The 17,006-nt window shown below is 72.5% G+C and carries 14 protein-coding genes; 5 read left to right on the top strand and 9 right to left on the bottom strand.

Going from position 1 to position 17,006, the window contains the following annotated elements; genetic code table 11:
* Positions 1-30 precede the first annotated feature (30 nt).
* From ABME01_RS00525 to ABME01_RS00535, 3 genes are all read right to left on the bottom strand, one after another.
* The gene (locus tag ABME01_RS00525) at positions 31-531 is read right to left on the bottom strand and encodes an NUDIX hydrolase (protein WP_353826386.1); all 501 of its coding nucleotides are present in this window, start codon (positions 529-531) and stop codon (positions 31-33) included.
* Between the two features lie 37 nt (positions 532-568).
* Positions 569-2,917, bottom strand: a complete 2,349-nt coding sequence (gene purL, locus ABME01_RS00530; protein ID WP_353826387.1) for a phosphoribosylformylglycinamidine synthase subunit PurL — start codon at positions 2,915-2,917, stop codon at positions 569-571.
* Between the two features lie 225 nt (positions 2,918-3,142).
* On the bottom strand, positions 3,143-3,961 hold the full coding sequence (locus tag ABME01_RS00535) for a shikimate 5-dehydrogenase (RefSeq protein WP_353826388.1): 819 nt from the start codon (positions 3,959-3,961) through the stop codon (positions 3,143-3,145).
* Positions 3,962-4,392: 431 nt separating this feature from the next.
* Here ABME01_RS00535 and ABME01_RS00540 point away from each other — a divergent pair, with 431 nt between their 5' ends.
* Positions 4,393-7,575 carry a carbohydrate binding domain-containing protein gene (locus tag ABME01_RS00540; protein WP_353826389.1) on the top strand — a complete coding sequence of 1,061 codons (3,183 nt, stop codon included), beginning with the start codon at positions 4,393-4,395 and terminating at the stop codon, positions 7,573-7,575.
* Between the two features lie 80 nt (positions 7,576-7,655).
* Here ABME01_RS00540 and ABME01_RS00545 read toward each other — a convergent pair whose 3' ends face one another.
* A complete protein-coding gene (locus tag ABME01_RS00545) occupies positions 7,656-8,195 on the bottom strand; it encodes a DUF3817 domain-containing protein (RefSeq protein WP_353826390.1) in 540 nt (179 codons plus the stop codon).
* Positions 8,196-8,331: 136 nt separating this feature from the next.
* Between ABME01_RS00545 and ABME01_RS00550 the strand changes: the two genes are divergently transcribed.
* Positions 8,332-8,865: an adenine phosphoribosyltransferase gene (locus tag ABME01_RS00550; RefSeq protein WP_353826391.1), complete on the top strand. Its 534-nt coding sequence runs from the start codon at positions 8,332-8,334 to the stop codon at positions 8,863-8,865.
* A 7-nt stretch (positions 8,866-8,872) separates the two neighbouring features.
* Here the strand turns inward: ABME01_RS00550 and ABME01_RS00555 are convergent, their stop codons facing one another.
* Positions 8,873-10,489, bottom strand: coding sequence for an AMP-binding protein (locus ABME01_RS00555; protein WP_353826392.1), 1,617 nt, complete (start codon positions 10,487-10,489; stop codon positions 8,873-8,875).
* A 116-nt stretch (positions 10,490-10,605) separates the two neighbouring features.
* On the opposite strand from ABME01_RS00555, the gene ABME01_RS00560 reads away from it, so the two are divergent.
* Entirely contained in the window at positions 10,606-11,337 is a 732-nt protein-coding gene (locus tag ABME01_RS00560; protein WP_353826393.1) for a flavodoxin family protein, read from the top strand.
* A gap of 13 nt (positions 11,338-11,350) precedes the next feature.
* On the opposite strand, the gene ABME01_RS00565 is transcribed toward ABME01_RS00560, so the two are convergent.
* Positions 11,351-12,247 carry a formylglycine-generating enzyme family protein gene (locus ABME01_RS00565; protein ID WP_353826394.1) on the bottom strand — a complete coding sequence of 299 codons (897 nt, stop codon included), beginning with the start codon at positions 12,245-12,247 and terminating at the stop codon, positions 11,351-11,353.
* Between the two features lie 87 nt (positions 12,248-12,334).
* Here ABME01_RS00565 and ABME01_RS00570 point away from each other — a divergent pair, with 87 nt between their 5' ends.
* The gene (locus ABME01_RS00570) at positions 12,335-12,700 is read left to right on the top strand and encodes a DUF1801 domain-containing protein (RefSeq protein ID WP_353826395.1); all 366 of its coding nucleotides are present in this window, start codon (positions 12,335-12,337) and stop codon (positions 12,698-12,700) included.
* 126 nt (positions 12,701-12,826) lie between these two features.
* Positions 12,827-14,152: a mechanosensitive ion channel family protein gene (locus ABME01_RS00575; protein WP_353826396.1), complete on the top strand. Its 1,326-nt coding sequence runs from the start codon at positions 12,827-12,829 to the stop codon at positions 14,150-14,152.
* Positions 14,153-14,195: 43 nt separating this feature from the next.
* Here ABME01_RS00575 and ABME01_RS00580 read toward each other — a convergent pair whose 3' ends face one another.
* The 3 genes from ABME01_RS00580 to purQ all read right to left on the bottom strand — a co-directional run bounded on the left by ABME01_RS00580 (position 14,196) and on the right by purQ (position 16,996).
* Positions 14,196-14,780 (bottom strand): hypothetical protein, encoded by a 585-nt coding sequence (locus ABME01_RS00580; RefSeq protein WP_353826397.1) that lies wholly within the window; start codon positions 14,778-14,780, stop codon positions 14,196-14,198.
* A gap of 133 nt (positions 14,781-14,913) precedes the next feature.
* The gene (locus ABME01_RS00585) at positions 14,914-16,254 is read right to left on the bottom strand and encodes a DUF2254 domain-containing protein (RefSeq protein ID WP_353826398.1); all 1,341 of its coding nucleotides are present in this window, start codon (positions 16,252-16,254) and stop codon (positions 14,914-14,916) included.
* Positions 16,255-16,297: 43 nt separating this feature from the next.
* Complete coding sequence (gene purQ / locus ABME01_RS00590; RefSeq protein ID WP_353826399.1) at positions 16,298-16,996, bottom strand: phosphoribosylformylglycinamidine synthase subunit PurQ; 699 nt, start codon at positions 16,994-16,996, stop codon at positions 16,298-16,300.
* Positions 16,997-17,006: the final 10 nt, after the last annotated feature.

Below are 17,006 nucleotides of genomic sequence, written 5' to 3' on the forward strand. Positions count from 1 at the left end.
ACCTGCCGACGGCCCCGGCCACGGCCTGCATCAGAACCCGAACGCCGTCACGGCGGGCAGTCCGCCGTCGCGCCAGCCCTCGAGCGCGAACCGCTCGTGGTGCACGACGTCGTCCGGGAGGGCCGCGATCGGAAACCACTCCAGCGCGCTCGCCCTGTCCGGCTCCGCGAGCACCGGCTCGCCATGCCAGCGCCGCGTCACGAAGAACACGTCGAGTCGCTGGTCGATCGGCAGGCCGGTCGGCGCCGTCCGGTGCATCGCGGTGATCGGCTCGAGGTCGGCCTCGGCGACGTCGACGCCGGTCTCCTCGCGCGTCTCGCGGACGGCGCCCGCGAGCACCGACTCGCCGGGGTCGACGTGGCCCGCAGCCGAGGCGGCCCACCACCCGTCGTAGTAGCCGGTGTTCGCGCGCCGCTGCAGCAGTACGCGATCACCGTCGACGAGGAACACGTACGCGGCCGGGATCAGCGCGAAGGTGCCGTGAGCCGCGGCGTACTCCTCCGAGTACGTCTGGCGCTCGCCGCCCGGCATCCGCATCCGTCCGTTCCGGTGGGTCCTCGCGACCGGCTCAGTACCCGACGACCGGGCCGAACGCGTCGGCCAGCGGGGCGCGGTTGACCGAGCGCAGCTCGTCGATCGGCACCGTGAAGGCGCCCTGCACCTCGAGCGCGCCCGACGCGGCATCCGTCACGCCGATGCGGCGCACCGGGTACCCGCGGCCCTCGCAGAGCCCGCGGAAGCGCACGTCGTCCTCGCGCGGCACGGTCACGATCACACGGCCCGTCGACTCCGAGAAGAGCGCCGTCGCGAGGTCGATGCCGGCGTCCTCGGTGACCTCGCCGAGGAACACGCGTGCGCCGACGCCGAAGCGGCCGACGCCCTCGGCGAGCGCGACCGCGAGGCCGCCGTCCGACAGGTCGTGGGCGGAGTCGACGAGGCCCTCGAGCGCCGCGGCGCGGAGGAGCTCGGCGAGCCGCTGCTCGCGGCCGAGGTCGACGAACGGCGGAGTGCCGCCGAGGTGGTCGTGCACGACGTCGGCCCAGGCCGAGCCGTCGAGCTCGGCGTACGTCTGGCCGAGCAGGTAGATGTTGTGGCCGTCGTCCTGCCAGCCGGACGGGATGCGGCGCGCCACGTCGTCGATCACGCCGAGCACCGCGACCACGGGCGTCGGGTGGATCGGCACGTCGCCGGTCTGGTTGTAGAAGCTGACGTTGCCGCCCGTGACGGGGATGCCGAGCTCGAGGCATCCGTCGGCGAGGCCCGTGACCGCCTCGGCGAACTGCCACATGACCTCGGGGTTCTCGGGGCTGCCGAAGTTCAGGCAGTCCGAGATGCCCATCGGGGTGGCACCGGTCGCGGCGACGTTGCGGTACGCCTCGGCGAGCGCGAGCTGCGCGCCCGCACGCGGGTCGAGCTGGCAGTACCGGCCGTTCGCGTCGGTTGCGACCGCGACGCCGAGGCCCGATCCCTCGTCGACGCGGATCATGCCGGCGTCGTCGGGCGAGGCGAGGGCGGTGTTGCCGAGCACGTAGTGGTCGTACTGGTTGGTGATCCACGCGGCATCCGCCTGGTTCGGCGAGCCGACCAGCCGCAGGAACTGCGCGCGCAGTTCGTCGCCCGCGTCGTCGGCGGGGCGGTCGAGCGCCGCGGCGGTGTCGGCCTGCAGCGCCTCCAGGTAGGACGGCACCCGCATCGGCCGCTCGTACACCGGGCCGTCGACCGCGACCGTGCGCGGGTCGACGTTCACGATCTCCTGGCCTCGCCACGTGATCGAGAGTCGGCCCGTGTCGGTGACCTCGCCGAGCACGCTGGTCTCGACGTCCCACTTCTGCACGACCTCCATGAAGCCGGCGAGCTTCTCGGGACGCACGATCGCCATCATGCGCTCCTGGCTCTCCGACATGAGGATCTCCTCGGGCGTGAGCGAGGGATCGCGCAGCAGCACGTCGTCGAGGACGATCGACATGCCGCCGTCGCCGTTGGCCGCGAGCTCGCTCGTGGCGCACGAGATGCCGGCCGCACCGAGGTCCTGGATGCCCTCGACGAGGTCGCCCTGGAACAGCTCGAGGCAGCACTCGATGAGCACCTTCTCGGCGAACGGGTCGCCGACCTGCACGGCGGGGCGCTTGGTCGGGCCGCCCTCGGCGAACGTGTCGGACGCGAGGATCGACGTGCCGCCGATGCCGTCGCCGCCGGTGCGGGCGCCGAAGAGCACGACCTTGTTGCCGACGCCCTTCGCGTTCGCGAGGTGCAGGTCCTCGTGGCGCAGCACGCCCACGGCGAGCGCGTTGACGAGCGGGTTCTTCTGGTACGTCGGGTCGAACCAGGTCTCGCCGCCGATGTTCGGCAGGCCGAGGCAGTTGCCGTAGAAGCTGATGCCGGCGACCACGCCGTGCACGACCCGTGCGGTGTCGGGGTCGTCGATGGCGCCGAACCGCAGGGCGTCCATGACCGCGACCGGGCGCGCGCCCATAGAGATGATGTCGCGCACGATGCCGCCGACGCCGGTCGCGGCACCCTGGAAGGGCTCGATGAAGCTCGGGTGGTTGTGCGACTCGATCTTGAACGTGACCGCCCAGCCCTCGCCGATGTCGAGCACGCCGGCGTTCTCGCCGATGCCCACCATGAGGTGCTGCTTCATCTCGGGCGTGACCTTCTTGCCGAACTGGCGCAGGTGCACCTTGCTCGACTTGTACGACGCGTGCTCGCTCCACATGACGGAGTACATGGCGAGCTCGGCGCTCGTGGGGCGCCGGCCGAGGATGTTGCGGATCCGCTCGTACTCGTCGGGCTTCACGCCCAGCGCCGCGTACGGCTGCTCCTTCTCGGGCGTCGCGGCGGCGACCTCGACGGTGTCGAGCACCGGCGTCGAGGGAGCCGTGGTCGGCGCAGGGGTCGTGGCGGGTGCGTCAGTCACGGGTGGCGAGCTCCTGGAAACGGCGGCGAGACGGATGCCGCGGGCGGATGCCGGTCGCACCGAGTCTACCCGGCGTGCTCACGTGAGCACGCCGGTCGCCGGGCTCCCCGGCCCCCTCGCGTTTCTCAGGAGTCATCCGGCGTGTCGCGTCCGTCGGCGGCGTGTCCTCCTGAGAAACACGCGGCGCGGGGCGGTCGCTCCTGAGAAAGGTGAACGGCGTTCCGGTCAGGGCTCGGCGCGCGAGAACGCCGCCGCCCGCTCGACCTGGTCGCGCGTGAGCGCGACGCCGGTGTAGCGCTCGAACTGGCGCGCGGCCTGCAGGGCCACCACCTCGGCGCCGGTGATCACCGCGGTGTCCGCGGCGCGCGCCGCGGCGATGAGCGGCGTCTCAGCGGGGAAGGCGACCACGTCGAACACGGTCGTGGCGCGCTCGATGAACGCGTCGTCGAAGGCCTGCGTCGTGGCATCCGCGCCCTGCATGCCGAGCGGCGTCACGTTGACGATCACGTCGAAGGACGCCTCGGGCTCATCGGCGACCCAGGCGTAGCCGTACTTCCCGGCGAGGGCCTGGCCCGCCTCGGGGTTCCGGGCGAGCACGGTGAGGTCGTCGAACCCGGTGCCTCGGAACGCCGCGACGACCGCCTTGGCCATCCCGCCCGAGCCGCGCACGATCACGCGGGCGGCGGGGTCGAGCCCGTGCTCGGCGATGAGCTGGGCCACCGCCTCGTAGTCGGTGTTGGATGCCGTGAGCCGGCGGCCGTCGTTCACGATCGTGTTCACGGACTCGATCGCCGCAGCCGAGTCCTCCATGCGGTCGACGAGGGGGATCACGGCCTCCTTGAACGGCATGGAGACGGAGCAGCCGCGGAACCCGAGCGCCCGGATGCCGCGGACCGCGCCCTCCAGGTCGTCGGTCGTGAACGCCTTGTAGAGGAAGTTCAGGCCGAGCTCGTCGTAGAGGAAGTTGTGGAACCGGGTCCCGAGGTTCGACGGGCGGCCCGAGAGCGAGATGCAGACCTGCATGTCCTTGTTGAGGATCGGCATGCCGCCATTCTCGCGCGCGCCGCGACGGCGTCCGCGAGGGATCGACGTGAGCGGATGCGGGCAGGGCGGCGCGGGACCGGACATGCCGTCGGCGGCTCGACCCGGACCGCGCGTCGGCGGGAGGGGCGGAGCGACTCCGCGACCGCGGGTCGGCCTCGTCGCGGGCACCCGGGAGCGGACGACCCGAGCGGCCGTCCGCAGGGCACGGCGGGGCGGCCGGCTCGAGTCCGCTCACGCACGGTGAGAGCGCTCTCAACTTACGGCCGCGTACGACGTCCCGTCAACCCCTATACCGCAACGGACGCGCAGGGCGTCGATTCTCCCGCTTGTTCACAGGGGTCTTGTCAAATGCGGCCGAACCTGCCTACCCTGTCCCGGACCACCTCGGTCGATCCTCCCCGACTGCAATGGAGCACGAAATGGACTCGAAAATGAGAGCGCTCTCACGAAGTGCGGGGGCACTGGTCGCCAGTGCCGTCGTCGCCGTGCCGCTGCTCGCCTCCGTCCCGGCGTCTGCCGCGGGAAGCGTCTCCGTCCTCGCCGACTTCGAGGGCGGCGCACCGGACGGCTTCTTCTCGTACGGCGCCGCGGGCTTCGGCATCGTCGACATCGCCGCCGACGCACCGGACGCCAAGCCCGGCCAGAGCGAGCCGACCAAGGTCGTCTCGTACGGCTGGGACGTCACCGCGCCCGGCTCGTTCGGCGGCGTCGGCCAGACCTTCGCGGCCGCGCGCGACGTCAGCGCCTTCGAGGGCGTGAGCTTCCTCGTCGACGGCTCGGGCAGCGGCGCCGTCTACCAGTTCGAGCTCTTCGACGGCGGCCCCAACGCCGACGGCTCCGAGCGCTTCGACGTCGACATCGTCGACGACACCGACGGCTGGAAGCAGGTCGACCTGCCGTGGTCGGCGTTCACCCGCGCCACCGACTTCCAGCCCGGCGGCGCGCCCGACGACGGCCTGGGACTGACCTCGCTGTGGGGCTACGCGATCCCCGCGGTCAACGGTGCCGACACCATCCGGGTCGACGACATCGTCGTGTACTCCGAGGCGGACCTGACGCCGTCGGTGTCGTTCTCGACCGCGGCGGCTTCGGCGATCGAAGGCGACGCGATCGACGTGCAGGTGCGGCTCGACCTCGCCTCCGCGGCCCCGGTGACCGTCGAACTCGGCGCCGTCGACGGCACCGCGACGCTCGCGGACGCCGACTACGTGGACCCGTCGACCACCGTCGAGTTCGCGCCGGGCGAGACGCTCCAGACCATCCGGGTCGCCACCGGAGCCGACGACGCCGACGAGGGTGACGAGACCTTCACGCTCCAGCTCACCGCGCCCTCCGGCGCCCAGCTGGGATCGCTCACCGCGCTCGAGGTCACGATCCTCGACGACGACGGCGAGGTCGTCGGGCCGCCGAGCGGCCGCACCGCGATCGTCGACGACCACGAGGACCCGCTCGTCCGCGGCGACGCGGGGGGCATCCCCGTCGGCTGGTTCGAGGCGCAGGACCCGAGCAGCACGGTCGGCTTCGAGCGCACCGACGCGCCTCCGGCACCCGTCCCCGGCGCCCCCGAGGGCAACCACGCCCTGCAGGCCGACTTCGACGTGACCAGCTTCGGCGTGGTCGTGCGCAACTTCACCAACGACGCGGCCGACGCGTGGACGACCGAGGACTGGTCGACCTACGAGGGCATCGGGTTCTGGATGTACGGCAACGGATCGGGCACCGACCTGTTCCTCGACCTGCTCGACAACCGCAACCCGGGCTCGACGACCGACGACGCCGAGCGCTTCGTCGTCTCGTTCTCCGACGACTGGCGCGGCTGGAAGTTCCTCACGTTCGACTTCGACGAGTTCTCGCGCAAGAACATCGGCAACGGCGCCCCGAACGACGGGCTGACGCTCACCGACATGCACGGGTACGCGTTCGGATCGCTGCGCACCACGACGCCGCAGACCTTCCTCTACGACGACGTCCTCGTGTACGGCGAGGCCGAGCCGCCGGCGCTCGCGGTCGGGTTCGACCGGTCCGGCTACGAGGTCGAGGAGGGCGAGACGGCGACCGGCGTCATCCGCCTGAACCGAGTGGCCGAGACGGACGTCAGCGTCGACTGGGCCGCCGAGGCGACCGAGGCGCGTACCGCGACCGAGGACCTCTCGGCGACGGCCGACCGCGACTTCACGCCCGTGAGCGGGACCGTCGTGATCCCGGCCGGCGAGCGCGAGGCCACGATCGAGCTGCCGACCATCGAGGACGGCAAGCACGAGGTCGACGAGACCTTCATCGTGCGCCTGTCCGACCCGCAGGGTGCCGAGTTCGGCTTCGTGCGCGTGGCGACGGTGAGCATCCAGGACGACGACCCGATCGACCCGGCGCTCATCGACGACTTCGAGTCGGAGCCGTGGCGGTTCGACACCACCGCGAACGCGACCCTCACGACTCGCGAGGTCGCCGAAGGCGACTCGGACGCCGTGCCGGGCCAGGGCGCGTACGAGGGTGTCGCCGACTTCACGCACCGCGGCACCGCCACCATGACGCGGGAGTTCGCCGGCGGCCAGGACTGGTCCGACGCCGACGGCATCAGCTTCATGGTCAACGGCACCGGGAAGCCGACGCGCATCACGGTCGGCATCCAGGACGACCCGGCTCCCGACGCCGGCCCCGACACCTGGGAGCTCGCGTGGAGCGACGAGTTCGACGGCCCGGCCGGCGCGCCCGCAGATCCCGAGAACTGGACCTACGAGACCGGCGGCTGGGGCTGGGGCAACGACGAGCTGCAGTACTACACGGACAGCACCGACAACGCGGCGCTGGACGGCGACGGCAACCTCGTCATCACCGCCCGCGAGGTCGACGGCGAGGCGGAGGGCCTCGACTGCTGGTACGGCCCGTGCGAGTACACGTCGGCCCGCCTGATCACCGAGCAGAAGCAGGAGTTCGAGTACGGACGCATCGAGTCGCGCGTGCAGCTGCCCGAGGGCAGCGGCATCTGGCCGGCGGTGTGGTCGCTCGGCACCGACTTCCGCGAGGTCGGCTGGCCGCACACCGGCGAGATCGACATCATGGAGTACGTCGGACGCCTGCCGAACGAGATCTTCGGCACCATCCACGGCCCCGGCTACTCGGGCGGCCAGTCCTACGGCGGCATCTACGACTTCGGGGCGCCCGTGCCGGACGGCTGGCACGAGTTCGCCGTCGAGTGGACGCCGGAGGAGATCGTCTGGGAGGTCGACGGCATCGTCTACCACCAGGCCGACCCGGCGGACGTCTCGCCGAACGAGTGGGTCTTCGACCACCCGTTCTCGCTCATCACCAACATCGCGGTGGGCGGCAACTTCGGCGGCGCCCTCGGCGACGACCTCGAGTTCCCGCAGTCGCTCACGGTCGACTACGTCCGGGTGTACCAGGCGCCCGACACGGCCGAGCGGTTCATCGCGGGCGTCACCGACCGCACGGTCGGATGGCACGAGGTCACGATCCCGTTCGACGCCTTCAAGCGGGCCGACGAGCAGCCGGCGGGCGCGCCCGACGACGGGCTCACCCTCACGGACGTGCAGGGCTACTCCCTCACGTTCTCCGGCAACGGAACGCACTCGATCGACCGCGTGACGGTCGAGTGACCCTCCGGCCGTAGCCCCACGCACGAGGGCGGGGCGGATGCCGTGGCATCCGCCCCGCCCTTCGCCGTGCCGGGCGGCGGTCAGTCGCGCCCGCCGGGCGGGCCGATCAGCAGCAGGACGGTGAAGACCACGGCGATGCCGAGCACCGCCAGCACGGTCAGCAGCAGCGGCCGTGCCATGAACCAGAGCAGCATGCGGTTCACCACGTTCCCGTCGGCCGGGTGGTCGGTCGGCTCGCGCCGCCACGAGCCCTCCAGCCGTCCGTCCTTCAGCAGCCGCATCTCGAACGGGATGGTGGCGTACGGCACGATCGCGAACACCACGCCGAGCACGATGAGGCCGAGCGGCCAGCGCTGGTTGACGCCGACGAGCGCCGCGGTGAACGCGTAGCCCAGGAAGACGAACCCGTGGATCGACCCGCCGACGAGCACGGCCCAGTCGAGGCCGAGCGTCGCGCGCATGATCAGGCCCGTGATGAGCACGGTCCACGTGATCGCCTCGGCGATCGCGAGCAGCCGGAACAGTCGCTTGGGCGTGAGCCCCGGTGCGACCGTGGTCACCGGGGTCGTGACCGGGGCGGGGAGGACGGGGGACTCGGTGGGGGCATCGTCTGAGCTCACCGGACCATCTTCGCGGGCGCGGCTGGACGATCGCATCCTCCGGATGATGGATCGGCTCCGCCGGCGGCGTCCCGGCGGCGTCCCGAGCGGCGGTCGGGCCCCGCGACCTCGCACGGGCCGGGGATAGGGTGATCCGGTGAACGAAGCGCAGGTCCGCGACCTCGTCGAGTCCCGGCTCGCGATGATCCCCGACTTCCCCGAGCCCGGCGTGGTGTTCCGCGACCTCACGCCCGTCTTCGCCGACGGTCCCGCGTTCCACGCGCTCTCCGAGGCGCTCACGGCGCCGTTCTCCGGCCGGTTCGACCACCTCGCCGGGCTCGAGGCGCGCGGCTTCCTGCTCGCCGGCGCCGCCTCGGCGCTCTGCGGCGCGGGCGTGCTCCCGGTGCGGAAGGCGGGCAAGCTGCCGCGGACCACGATCCGGGAGGAGTACGCCCTCGAGTACGGCACCGCGGCATTCGAGGTGCACGAGGGCGAGCTGCCCGCCGGCTCCCGCGTGCTCATCGTCGACGACGTGCTGGCCACCGGCGGCACCGTCGAGGCCGCCGCCCGGCTGATCGAACGGGCCGGATGGCAGGTCGCCGGCGTCACCGTCGCGATCGAGCTCGAGGCGCTCGGGGGTCGCGCGCGGATCGGCGACGCGTACGAGGTCCGCAGCCTCCTCCGCTACTGAGGCGGCGTCACCGCCCGCTCCCCCGGGCCTCGGCCTCCCGGGCCCGCAGGTCCTTGCGCAGGATCTTCCCCGACGCGGACTTCGGCACCCGGTCGATGAACTCCACGGCACGGACCTTCTCGTGGGGTGCGACGCGCTCGGCGATGAACGCCATCACCGCCTGCTCGTCGAGCGTCTGCCCCGCCTGCACCACCACGAACGCCTTCGGCACCTCCTGGCCGTCCTCGTCGAGCGTGCCGATCACGGCCGCGTCGGCGATCGCGGGATGCTCGAGCAGCACCGCCTCGAGCACGGCCGGCGCGACCTGGTAGCCCTTGTACTTGATCAGCTCCTTCAGGCGGTCCACGATGCGGAACACCCCGTCGGCCGTCACGGTCGCGACGTCGCCGGTGTGCAGCCATCCGTCCTCGTCGAGCATGTCCGCGGTCGCGTCCGGGCGGCCCAGGTACCCGGTCATGACCTGCGGTCCGCGGATCAGCAGCTCGCCCGGCGAGCTCGCGGTGCCGTCGTCGGGCACGTCGACGTCGGCGCCGGCGCCGGAGCCGGAGTCGGAGTCGACGACCCGTGCCTCGGTGTTCGGCAGCAGCACGCCGATGCTCGAGCGGTCGAGCTCGTCGCGATCCACCGGGATCACGTGCGTCACGGGACTCGTCTCCGTCATGCCGTAGCCCTGGCAGACCGTGCAGCCCAGCCGTGCCGCGACGAGCTCCGCGAGCGCGCCGTCGAGGGGGGCGGCGCCCGAGAAGACGACCTTCACGCTCGAGAGGTCGAACTCGTCGACCATCGGATGCTTCGCCAGCGCCACCGCGATGGGCGGTGCGATGAAGACCCAGGTCGCGCGGTGCTCGCTCACCACCCGCAGGAACTCCGCGAGGTCGAACCTCGGCATCGTCACGAGCGACGCGCGCCGGCTGAGCGCGAAGTTCAGCAGCACGGTCATGCCGTAGATGTGGAAGAAGGGCAGTACGGCGAGGACGCGGTCGGAGTGCTCGAGCCCGATCGCGGCACGGCACTGCGCCACGTTCGCGACGAGGTTGCGATGCGTCAGCATCACGCCCTTCGGCCGCCCGGTCGTCCCGGACGAGTAGGGCAGCACGGCGACGTGGGTCGCCGGGTCGAACTCGACCTCGGGCGCGGTGCGGCCCTCGCCGAGCAGGTCGGCGAGCGACGGATGCCCCGGCGCGCCGTCGAGCACGACCACCTGCTCGGCCGGGATGCCGTGCCGTTCGGCGGCCGCGATCGCGCCGGGCAGGAGCGCGCCCACGGTGACGAGCCATCGGGCGCCGGCGTCGTCGAGCTGGCTCGCGATCTCGTCGGGCGTGTAGAGCGAGTTGACCGTGGTCGCGGTCGCACCGGCGCGCAGGATCCCGTGGAACACCGTCGCGAACGCGGGCACGTTCGGGCACAGGACGGCGACCACGTCGCCGACGCCGACGTCCCGTGCGGCCAGGGCGCCGGCGAAGCCGTCGACCTGGGCCAGCAGCCGGCGGTACGTCGTGACCGCACCGCTCGTGCCGTCGATGAGGGCAGGGTGGTCGAGCCGGGACTCGTCGAAGTGGCCGAAGAGGTACTCGTGCACGGAGAGGTCCGGGATCTCGATGTCGGACGACGGGCTGCGGACCATGCGATCTCCTTCGATCTGGGCGTGCGCCAATCATGCCGCGCGGCGGCGGGAGCGGGAAGCCGTGCATTCGCCGACAAGGCGGTGCCGAGGCCGCCCCGCGGAGGTAGCGTCCCTGCATGGGCGATTCGGACTTCGGCGACCTCCGCGCATGCGTCGTGAACTGCACGCTCAAGCGGTCGTCCGAGGTGAGCAACACGCAGGGCCTGCTGGACGCGAGCATCGCGCTCATGCGCGAGCACGGGGTCGTCGTCGACGTGCTGCGCCTGATCGACCACGACGTCGCGACCGGCGTCCACCCCGACATGCGCGAGCACGGCTGGGAGGTCGACGCCTGGCCCGACGAGGTCTGGCCGCGCATCGAGGCGGCCGACATCCTCCTCGTCGGCGGGCCGATCTGGCTCGGCGACAACTCGTCGGTCACCAAGCGCCTCATCGAGCGCCTGTATGCGATGAGCGGCATGCGGAACGACCGCGGGCAGTACGTCTACTACGGCAAGGTGGGCGGCGCCGTCATCACCGGGAACGAGGACGGCATCAAGCACTGCGCGATGGACGTCCTGTACAGCCTCCAGCACATCGGCTACGCGATCCCGCCGGCAGCGGACGCCGGATGGATCGGCGAGGCGGGGCCGGGTCCGAGCTACCTCGACGACGGGTCGGGCGGGCCCGAGAACGACTTCACCAACCGGAACACGACGTTCATGACCTACAACCTGATGCATCTCGCGCGACTGCTGAAGGCCGCGGGCGGGTTCCCCGCGCTCGGGAACCTCCCGGACGCGTGGGCGGACGGCGAGCGGTGGGGCTACCGGCCGACGCCGGGCCATCCGAACCCCGAGTACCGCTGAGGTTCGCGGAGGGTCAGCCGGCGTCGGCCGCGCAGCGGAAGCCGAGGTGCGTGGTGGAGGAGTCCTCGGCCTGCGACGACCGCGCCGCCGGCCGGTAGCGGCGGCAGTACTCGGGGGCGCAGAGGTGCGACCCGCCCTTCGTCACGTGCAGCGCACGCGACGGGGCGACCCCGCCCAGCAGGTCGGCGCGATCGCCTCGGTCGACCGACTCCGTCCCCGGCGGCACGTGACGTGGCGTGAAGGGGTCGAGGGTCCACTCCCAGACGTTGCCGATCACGTCGACCAGCCCGTACCCGTTCGCGGGGAACGATCCTACGGGCGAGGTTCCGCCCCAGCCCGTGTTCCGGTAGGGGAAGTCGCCCTGCCAGGTGTTGGCCATGACCGCACCGTCCGGCATCCGCTCGTCGCCCCAGGCGAACTCGGCCCCGTCGAGCCCGCCGCGCGCCGCGAACTCCCACTCGGCCTCGGTGGGCAGGCGCCGGCCGGCCCACTCGGCGTACGCCGTGGCGTCGGCGAAGGCGACGTGCACGACGGGATGCTCGGCCCGGTCGCCGATACCGGAGTCGGGGCCGAACGGATGCCGCCAGTCGGCGCCGGGCACCCACCGCCACCACTGCCGCCAGTCGCGCAGGTCGACCGGACCCCGGGTCGGGGTGAACACGAGCGAACCCGGAGCGCGATCGGCGTCGGGCACGTCGGCGAACTCGACGGGATCGAGCGGACGCTCCGCGACCGTGACGTGGCCGGTCGCCTCGACGAACGCGGCGAACTGGGCATTGGTGACCGGGTGGCGTTCGATGGCGAACGGGGCGACGTGCCGATCGTGCATCGGCGCCTCTTCGGGATAGTGCCGGTCGCTGCCCATGCGGAAGCTCCCGCCGTCGAGCGCGACGAGTTCGGTGAGGCCCATCCGTTCAGGCTACCCGCGCCCGCCGTGCCGCCTCCGCGGAGCCGACGCCCGCTGGCCGCCCGGCGGGGGCGGTGGCATACTGCGGCCATGGTCCGTCACGACGAGGCGGTGGACGCCTGGTTCGAGCGCTACGACAATCCGCAGAAGGAGCTCGTGCTCGCGGTCCGGGAGGCGGTCCTCGAGGCCGACGACCGGGTCGAGGAGACCGTCAAGTGGCAGGCTCCGACGTTCACGTACCTGGGCAACATCGCCTCCTTCTACCCGAAGTCGAAGGCGCACGTGAGCCTGATGTTCCATCGGGGCGCCGAACTGCCCGACCCCGACGGCCTCCTGGAGGGCGAGGGGGACACGTCGCGGGTCGCGAAGTTCGCCGACGCCGCGGACCTCCAGCGCAAGCGCGGCGCACTGCAGGACCTCGTGCGCGCGTGGATCGCGCGACGCGAGCGCGACTGATCCGGCTCGCCGGCGCGGCGCGATGCGCGCGGCGGCGGCTGGGGGCTCGCCGGGAGAACCCGGCTCCGCTTGCAGTCGCGGCGGGGATCCCCCCTACGCTGGGGAGCCGACCGGAGGGAGTCCCCATTGCCCGACGTACAAGCCTGGGAGACGTTGCTCGTCCTCGCGATCGCGCTCGTCGTCGCCGTCGTCGCGACGTTCGTCGCGTCCGCGATCGCCTCGATCATCGTCCGCGCGGTCGCCCGCCAGCGCGCGTGGGCGGGCATCCTCATCCGGCGCGCGAGGTGGCCGTTCCGCAGCGTGCTGCTGGTCTCCGGCGCGTGGATCTCGATCGCACTGGCCTTCCCCTCGGCCGATTGGCGCGGGGCGGTCGACCACGCCTTCCTCATCGCGCTGATCGCCGCGGGCGCCTGGCTCGTGGCGCAGCTCTTCCTGTTCCTCGCCGACCTCGGCGTGAGCCGCTACCGGCTCGACGTCGAGGACAACCGCGTCGCCCGCCGCGTGCACACCCAGTTCCAGATCGTGCGCCGGCTCGTGGTCGTCGTGATCGTGATCCTCGCGCTCGGCGCGATCCTGCTCACCTTCCCGAGCATCCGCGCGGTGGGGGCGAGCGTGCTCGCGTCCGCGGGCGTCGCGTCGATCGTCGCCGGCCTCGCCGCGCAGTCGGTGCTGTCGAACATGTTCGCCGGGATCCAGATCGCATTCAGCGAGGCGATCCGCGTCGACGACGTCGTCGTCGTCGAGGGCGAGTGGGGACGCATCCGCGAGATCACCCTCACCTACGTGGTCGTCGTGACCTGGGACGAGCGGACCGTCGTCCTGCCCTGCACCTACTTCACGTCGAAGCCGTTCCAGAACTGGACCAAGTACGGCAGTGAGCTGATCGGCACGGTCGAGCTCGACGTCGACTGGCGCGTGTCGACCGACGCGATGCGCGAGGAGCTCGACCGCGTGCTCGAGGGCAACCAGCTCTTCGACGGCCGGACCAAGGTGGTCCAGATCACGGATGCCACGGGCGGTCTCGTGCGGGTGCGCGTGCTCGTGAGCGCCGCGGACTCGGCCGCGCTCTGGGACCTGCGCTGCCTCGTGCGCGAGGAGCTCGTCGAATGGCTCCGGGAGCAGGACGCGACGGCGCTCCCGCAGCAGCGCGTGCTCGTCGGGGCCGATTCGGGCGCCACGGTGGCGCTCCCGGTCGCCGACGAGTCGGAGGCGCAGGAGCCGCGCCCGGACCGGCAGCCCGTCGAACCGCGACCCGTCACGGCGCCCACGCAGCGCGTCGGCCTCTTCTCGGGGACGGCCGACGGCGAGCAGCGCGCCTCCGAGTTCACCCAGGCGATCCCCGTGCAGCGTCCGGAGGACGACGACGAGACGCCGCCGCGCCGCGCGGGCGGGCCCGACGGCGACGGCGGGCTGCCCGGGCGGCGCGAGGACGCGGAGGACGGCGCGCCCTAGGCGTGCGCCCGGGACGAGCCGGCGGCGCGCCGTCCCCGGCCGTTCAGGTCGTGCCCGAGTCGGAATCGGTGCCGGTCCCGTCGTCGGGGTCGGTGCCGTCCTCCGTGCCGGTCCCGTCGTCCGAGCCGGTGTCGTCGCCGTCCTGGTCCAGGTCGCCGAACGGTCCGCGGTCGCCGTCGCGCTCGCCGCGTCCGCCGTCGCGTCCGCCGAACGGCGCACGGTCTCCGAGCCGGCCGTCGGGCCCGGCACCGTCGCGGCCGTCGAGCGGGCCGGGCGCGAGGCCGTCGCCGAGGCGCACCCCGACCACCCCGTTCACGAGCGAGACGGCGTTGCCCGCCGCGAAGCCGGCGCCGAAGAAGACCAGGGCGATGACGAGCGCGCCGACGGCGAGCACCCAGGCCCGCCGGTACCAGGGCGTGTCGCGCTCGTCGGCTCTCGGCCCGGACGAGCCGGGCGGCGTGCCCTCCGCGGGCGGATCGGGCCGGTAGGGCGGCGGGGAGGGCGGAGCCTCCGGCGTGCCGTCGGCACCGGACCGCGCCGAGATCGGCTCGGTCGGGCCAGTGGGGTTCGGGGTGGCGCTCGTGGATTCGTCCGTCGCAGACGTCGGCGGCTGGGCGGTCGTGGTCATGGTCGATCCTCCGGGTGTCCGCCGCGGTTCACTCGCACCGCGGTCACCGGGCAGCCTGCGCCCCGCTCCTATGCGCCGCCTTTGGCGGACCCATGGACGCACCTCGAATCCGCGGGCCGGCCGCGGCCCGGCCTCACGCGAGCCGCGCGCGGGCGGACTCGGCGAGGGCGGCGAATCGAGCCCGTTCGACGGGGTCGTAGTCCGCCGACCCGACGCTGGCGATCAGCCGGTCGAGCTGCTCCGCGAGCGCCGCGCGCTGCTCGGGTCGCGTGGCACGTCGGCCCACGTCGCCGACGAGCTGGAACAGCCGCTCCGCGACATCCGGATCGGCCGCGCCGTACCTCCTGGCCTGCTGCATGCCGACCTCGAGGAGGTCGCCGAAGTCGTGGCCGACGGGCACCAGGCGTGCCGTGCCGTCCTCGTCCGCATAGGCGGCGGGGGCGGGCGGGAGCTCCGCGAGGTCGCCGAGCAGCGCTGCGACATGGCTGAGGGCGTGCACCGCCGTGGTCGGGTCGTTCACGCCGGGGGAGAGCGCCTTCACCGCGACGTCGGCGATCTGCCGCATCCCGTACCCGATGTCCTGCGGCGACGTGCGCTCGTAGTCGACCTGGTACGCGTCGTGGATCGCCTGGTCGAGGGCGGCGCGGTCGGCGCGCGAGGCCGACACGCCCTGCTCCGGGCCGGCGTCGTCGGCCGGCCACCACTCGGCCAGCGGCGAGCCCTCGATGATGCTCGCGCCGACGGGGCGGACCTCGCGGATCACGGCGCGGTGCTCGCGCGCCGCCGCGATCATCCGGTCGCGGTCCATGCCGGTCACGAATCCGGAGCGCCGCGCGATGACGGACTCGACGTCGTCGGGACGTGCCGGCGCCGGCGCCGTCGGGCGATCGTCGGCGCCGACGAGCGCGATCGTGCGCCCGGTCTCGCGGTGCACGTCGCGCAGCAGGGTCTCGATCCGGAGCCGGCTCGCGAGGTGCGCGAGGAAGAGCACGAGCACGATGACGCTGCCGAGCGTCAGCACGAACGCGAGCGTGATGGAGATGCGCGGCACCTGGTCGCCCGTGTCGGAGACCGTGCGCAGCACGGTGAGCGAGTACGCGAACGTGGCGAGGAAGATCGCGAGGGTGCCGTGCACCATCCGATCCGACGAGAACGTGCGCAGCAGCCTCGGCGAGGCCTGGTTGCTCGCCAGCTGGAGCGCGACCACGGTGAGGGAGAACGTGAGCGAGGTCGCGGTGATGAGCGAGCCGCTGATCGTGGTGAGCACGGCCCGCGCCGCATCCGTGCCGCCGCTGAACAGCAGCGCCTGGAACCAGGTCGGGAGGTCCTCGTCGACGGCGAGGTCGATGATCGGGAGCAGGATGCCGGCGACGACCGACGCGACGACCGCGGCGACGGGCAGCGGCCAGATCCGCGAGGAGACCGACTCGGTGAACGTCGCCCACCAGCGGCGGGCTCCATCGGATGTCGGCATCGGCACCTCCCGCGGTCCACACTACGGGAGGTGACCGTCGGTGCTACGCCTCGACGAGCGCGCGGCGGATGACGCTGGTGAAGAAGTCGAGGCCGTCGACGCCGGAGCGCATGGCGGCGGCCGTGTCGGGGCCGAAGCCCGGCTCGACCGCGTGCTCCGGGTGCGGCATGAGGCCGACCACGTTGCCGCGCTCGTTGGTGATGCCCGCGATGTCGCGCAGCGACCCGTTCGGGTTCACGCCCACGTAGCGGAACACCACGCGGCCCTCGCCCTCGAGCCGGTCGAGCGTCTCGTCCGACGCGATGAAGCCGCCCTCGCCGTTCTTCAGCGGGATCGTGATCTCCTGGCCGGCGGCGAACGCGCCCGTCCAGTCGGTCGACGTGTTCTCGACCCGGAGGACCTGGTCGCGGCAGATGAACGAGCCGTGGTCGTTGCGGATCAGCCCGCCCTCGAGCAGGTGCGCCTCGGTGAGCATCTGGAAGCCGTTGCAGATGCCGAGCACGGGCATGCCGCGGTTCGCCGCGTCGACGACCTCGGTCATGATCGGGCTCAGCGAGGCGATCGCGCCGCAGCGCAGGTAGTCGCCGTAGCTGAAGCCGCCGGGCAGCACGAGCGCGTCGACGCCCTCGAGGTCGTGCGAGCCGTGCCAGAGCGCGACCGGCTCGCCGCCGGCGAGGCGGACCGCGCGCTGCGCGTCGCGGTCGTCGAGCGAGCCGGGGAACGTGATGACGCCGATGCGCATGGCCGGGCGC

It is taken from the genome of Agromyces litoreus, assembly GCF_040496015.1.
GTDB lineage: Bacteria > Actinomycetota > Actinomycetes > Actinomycetales > Microbacteriaceae > Agromyces > Agromyces litoreus.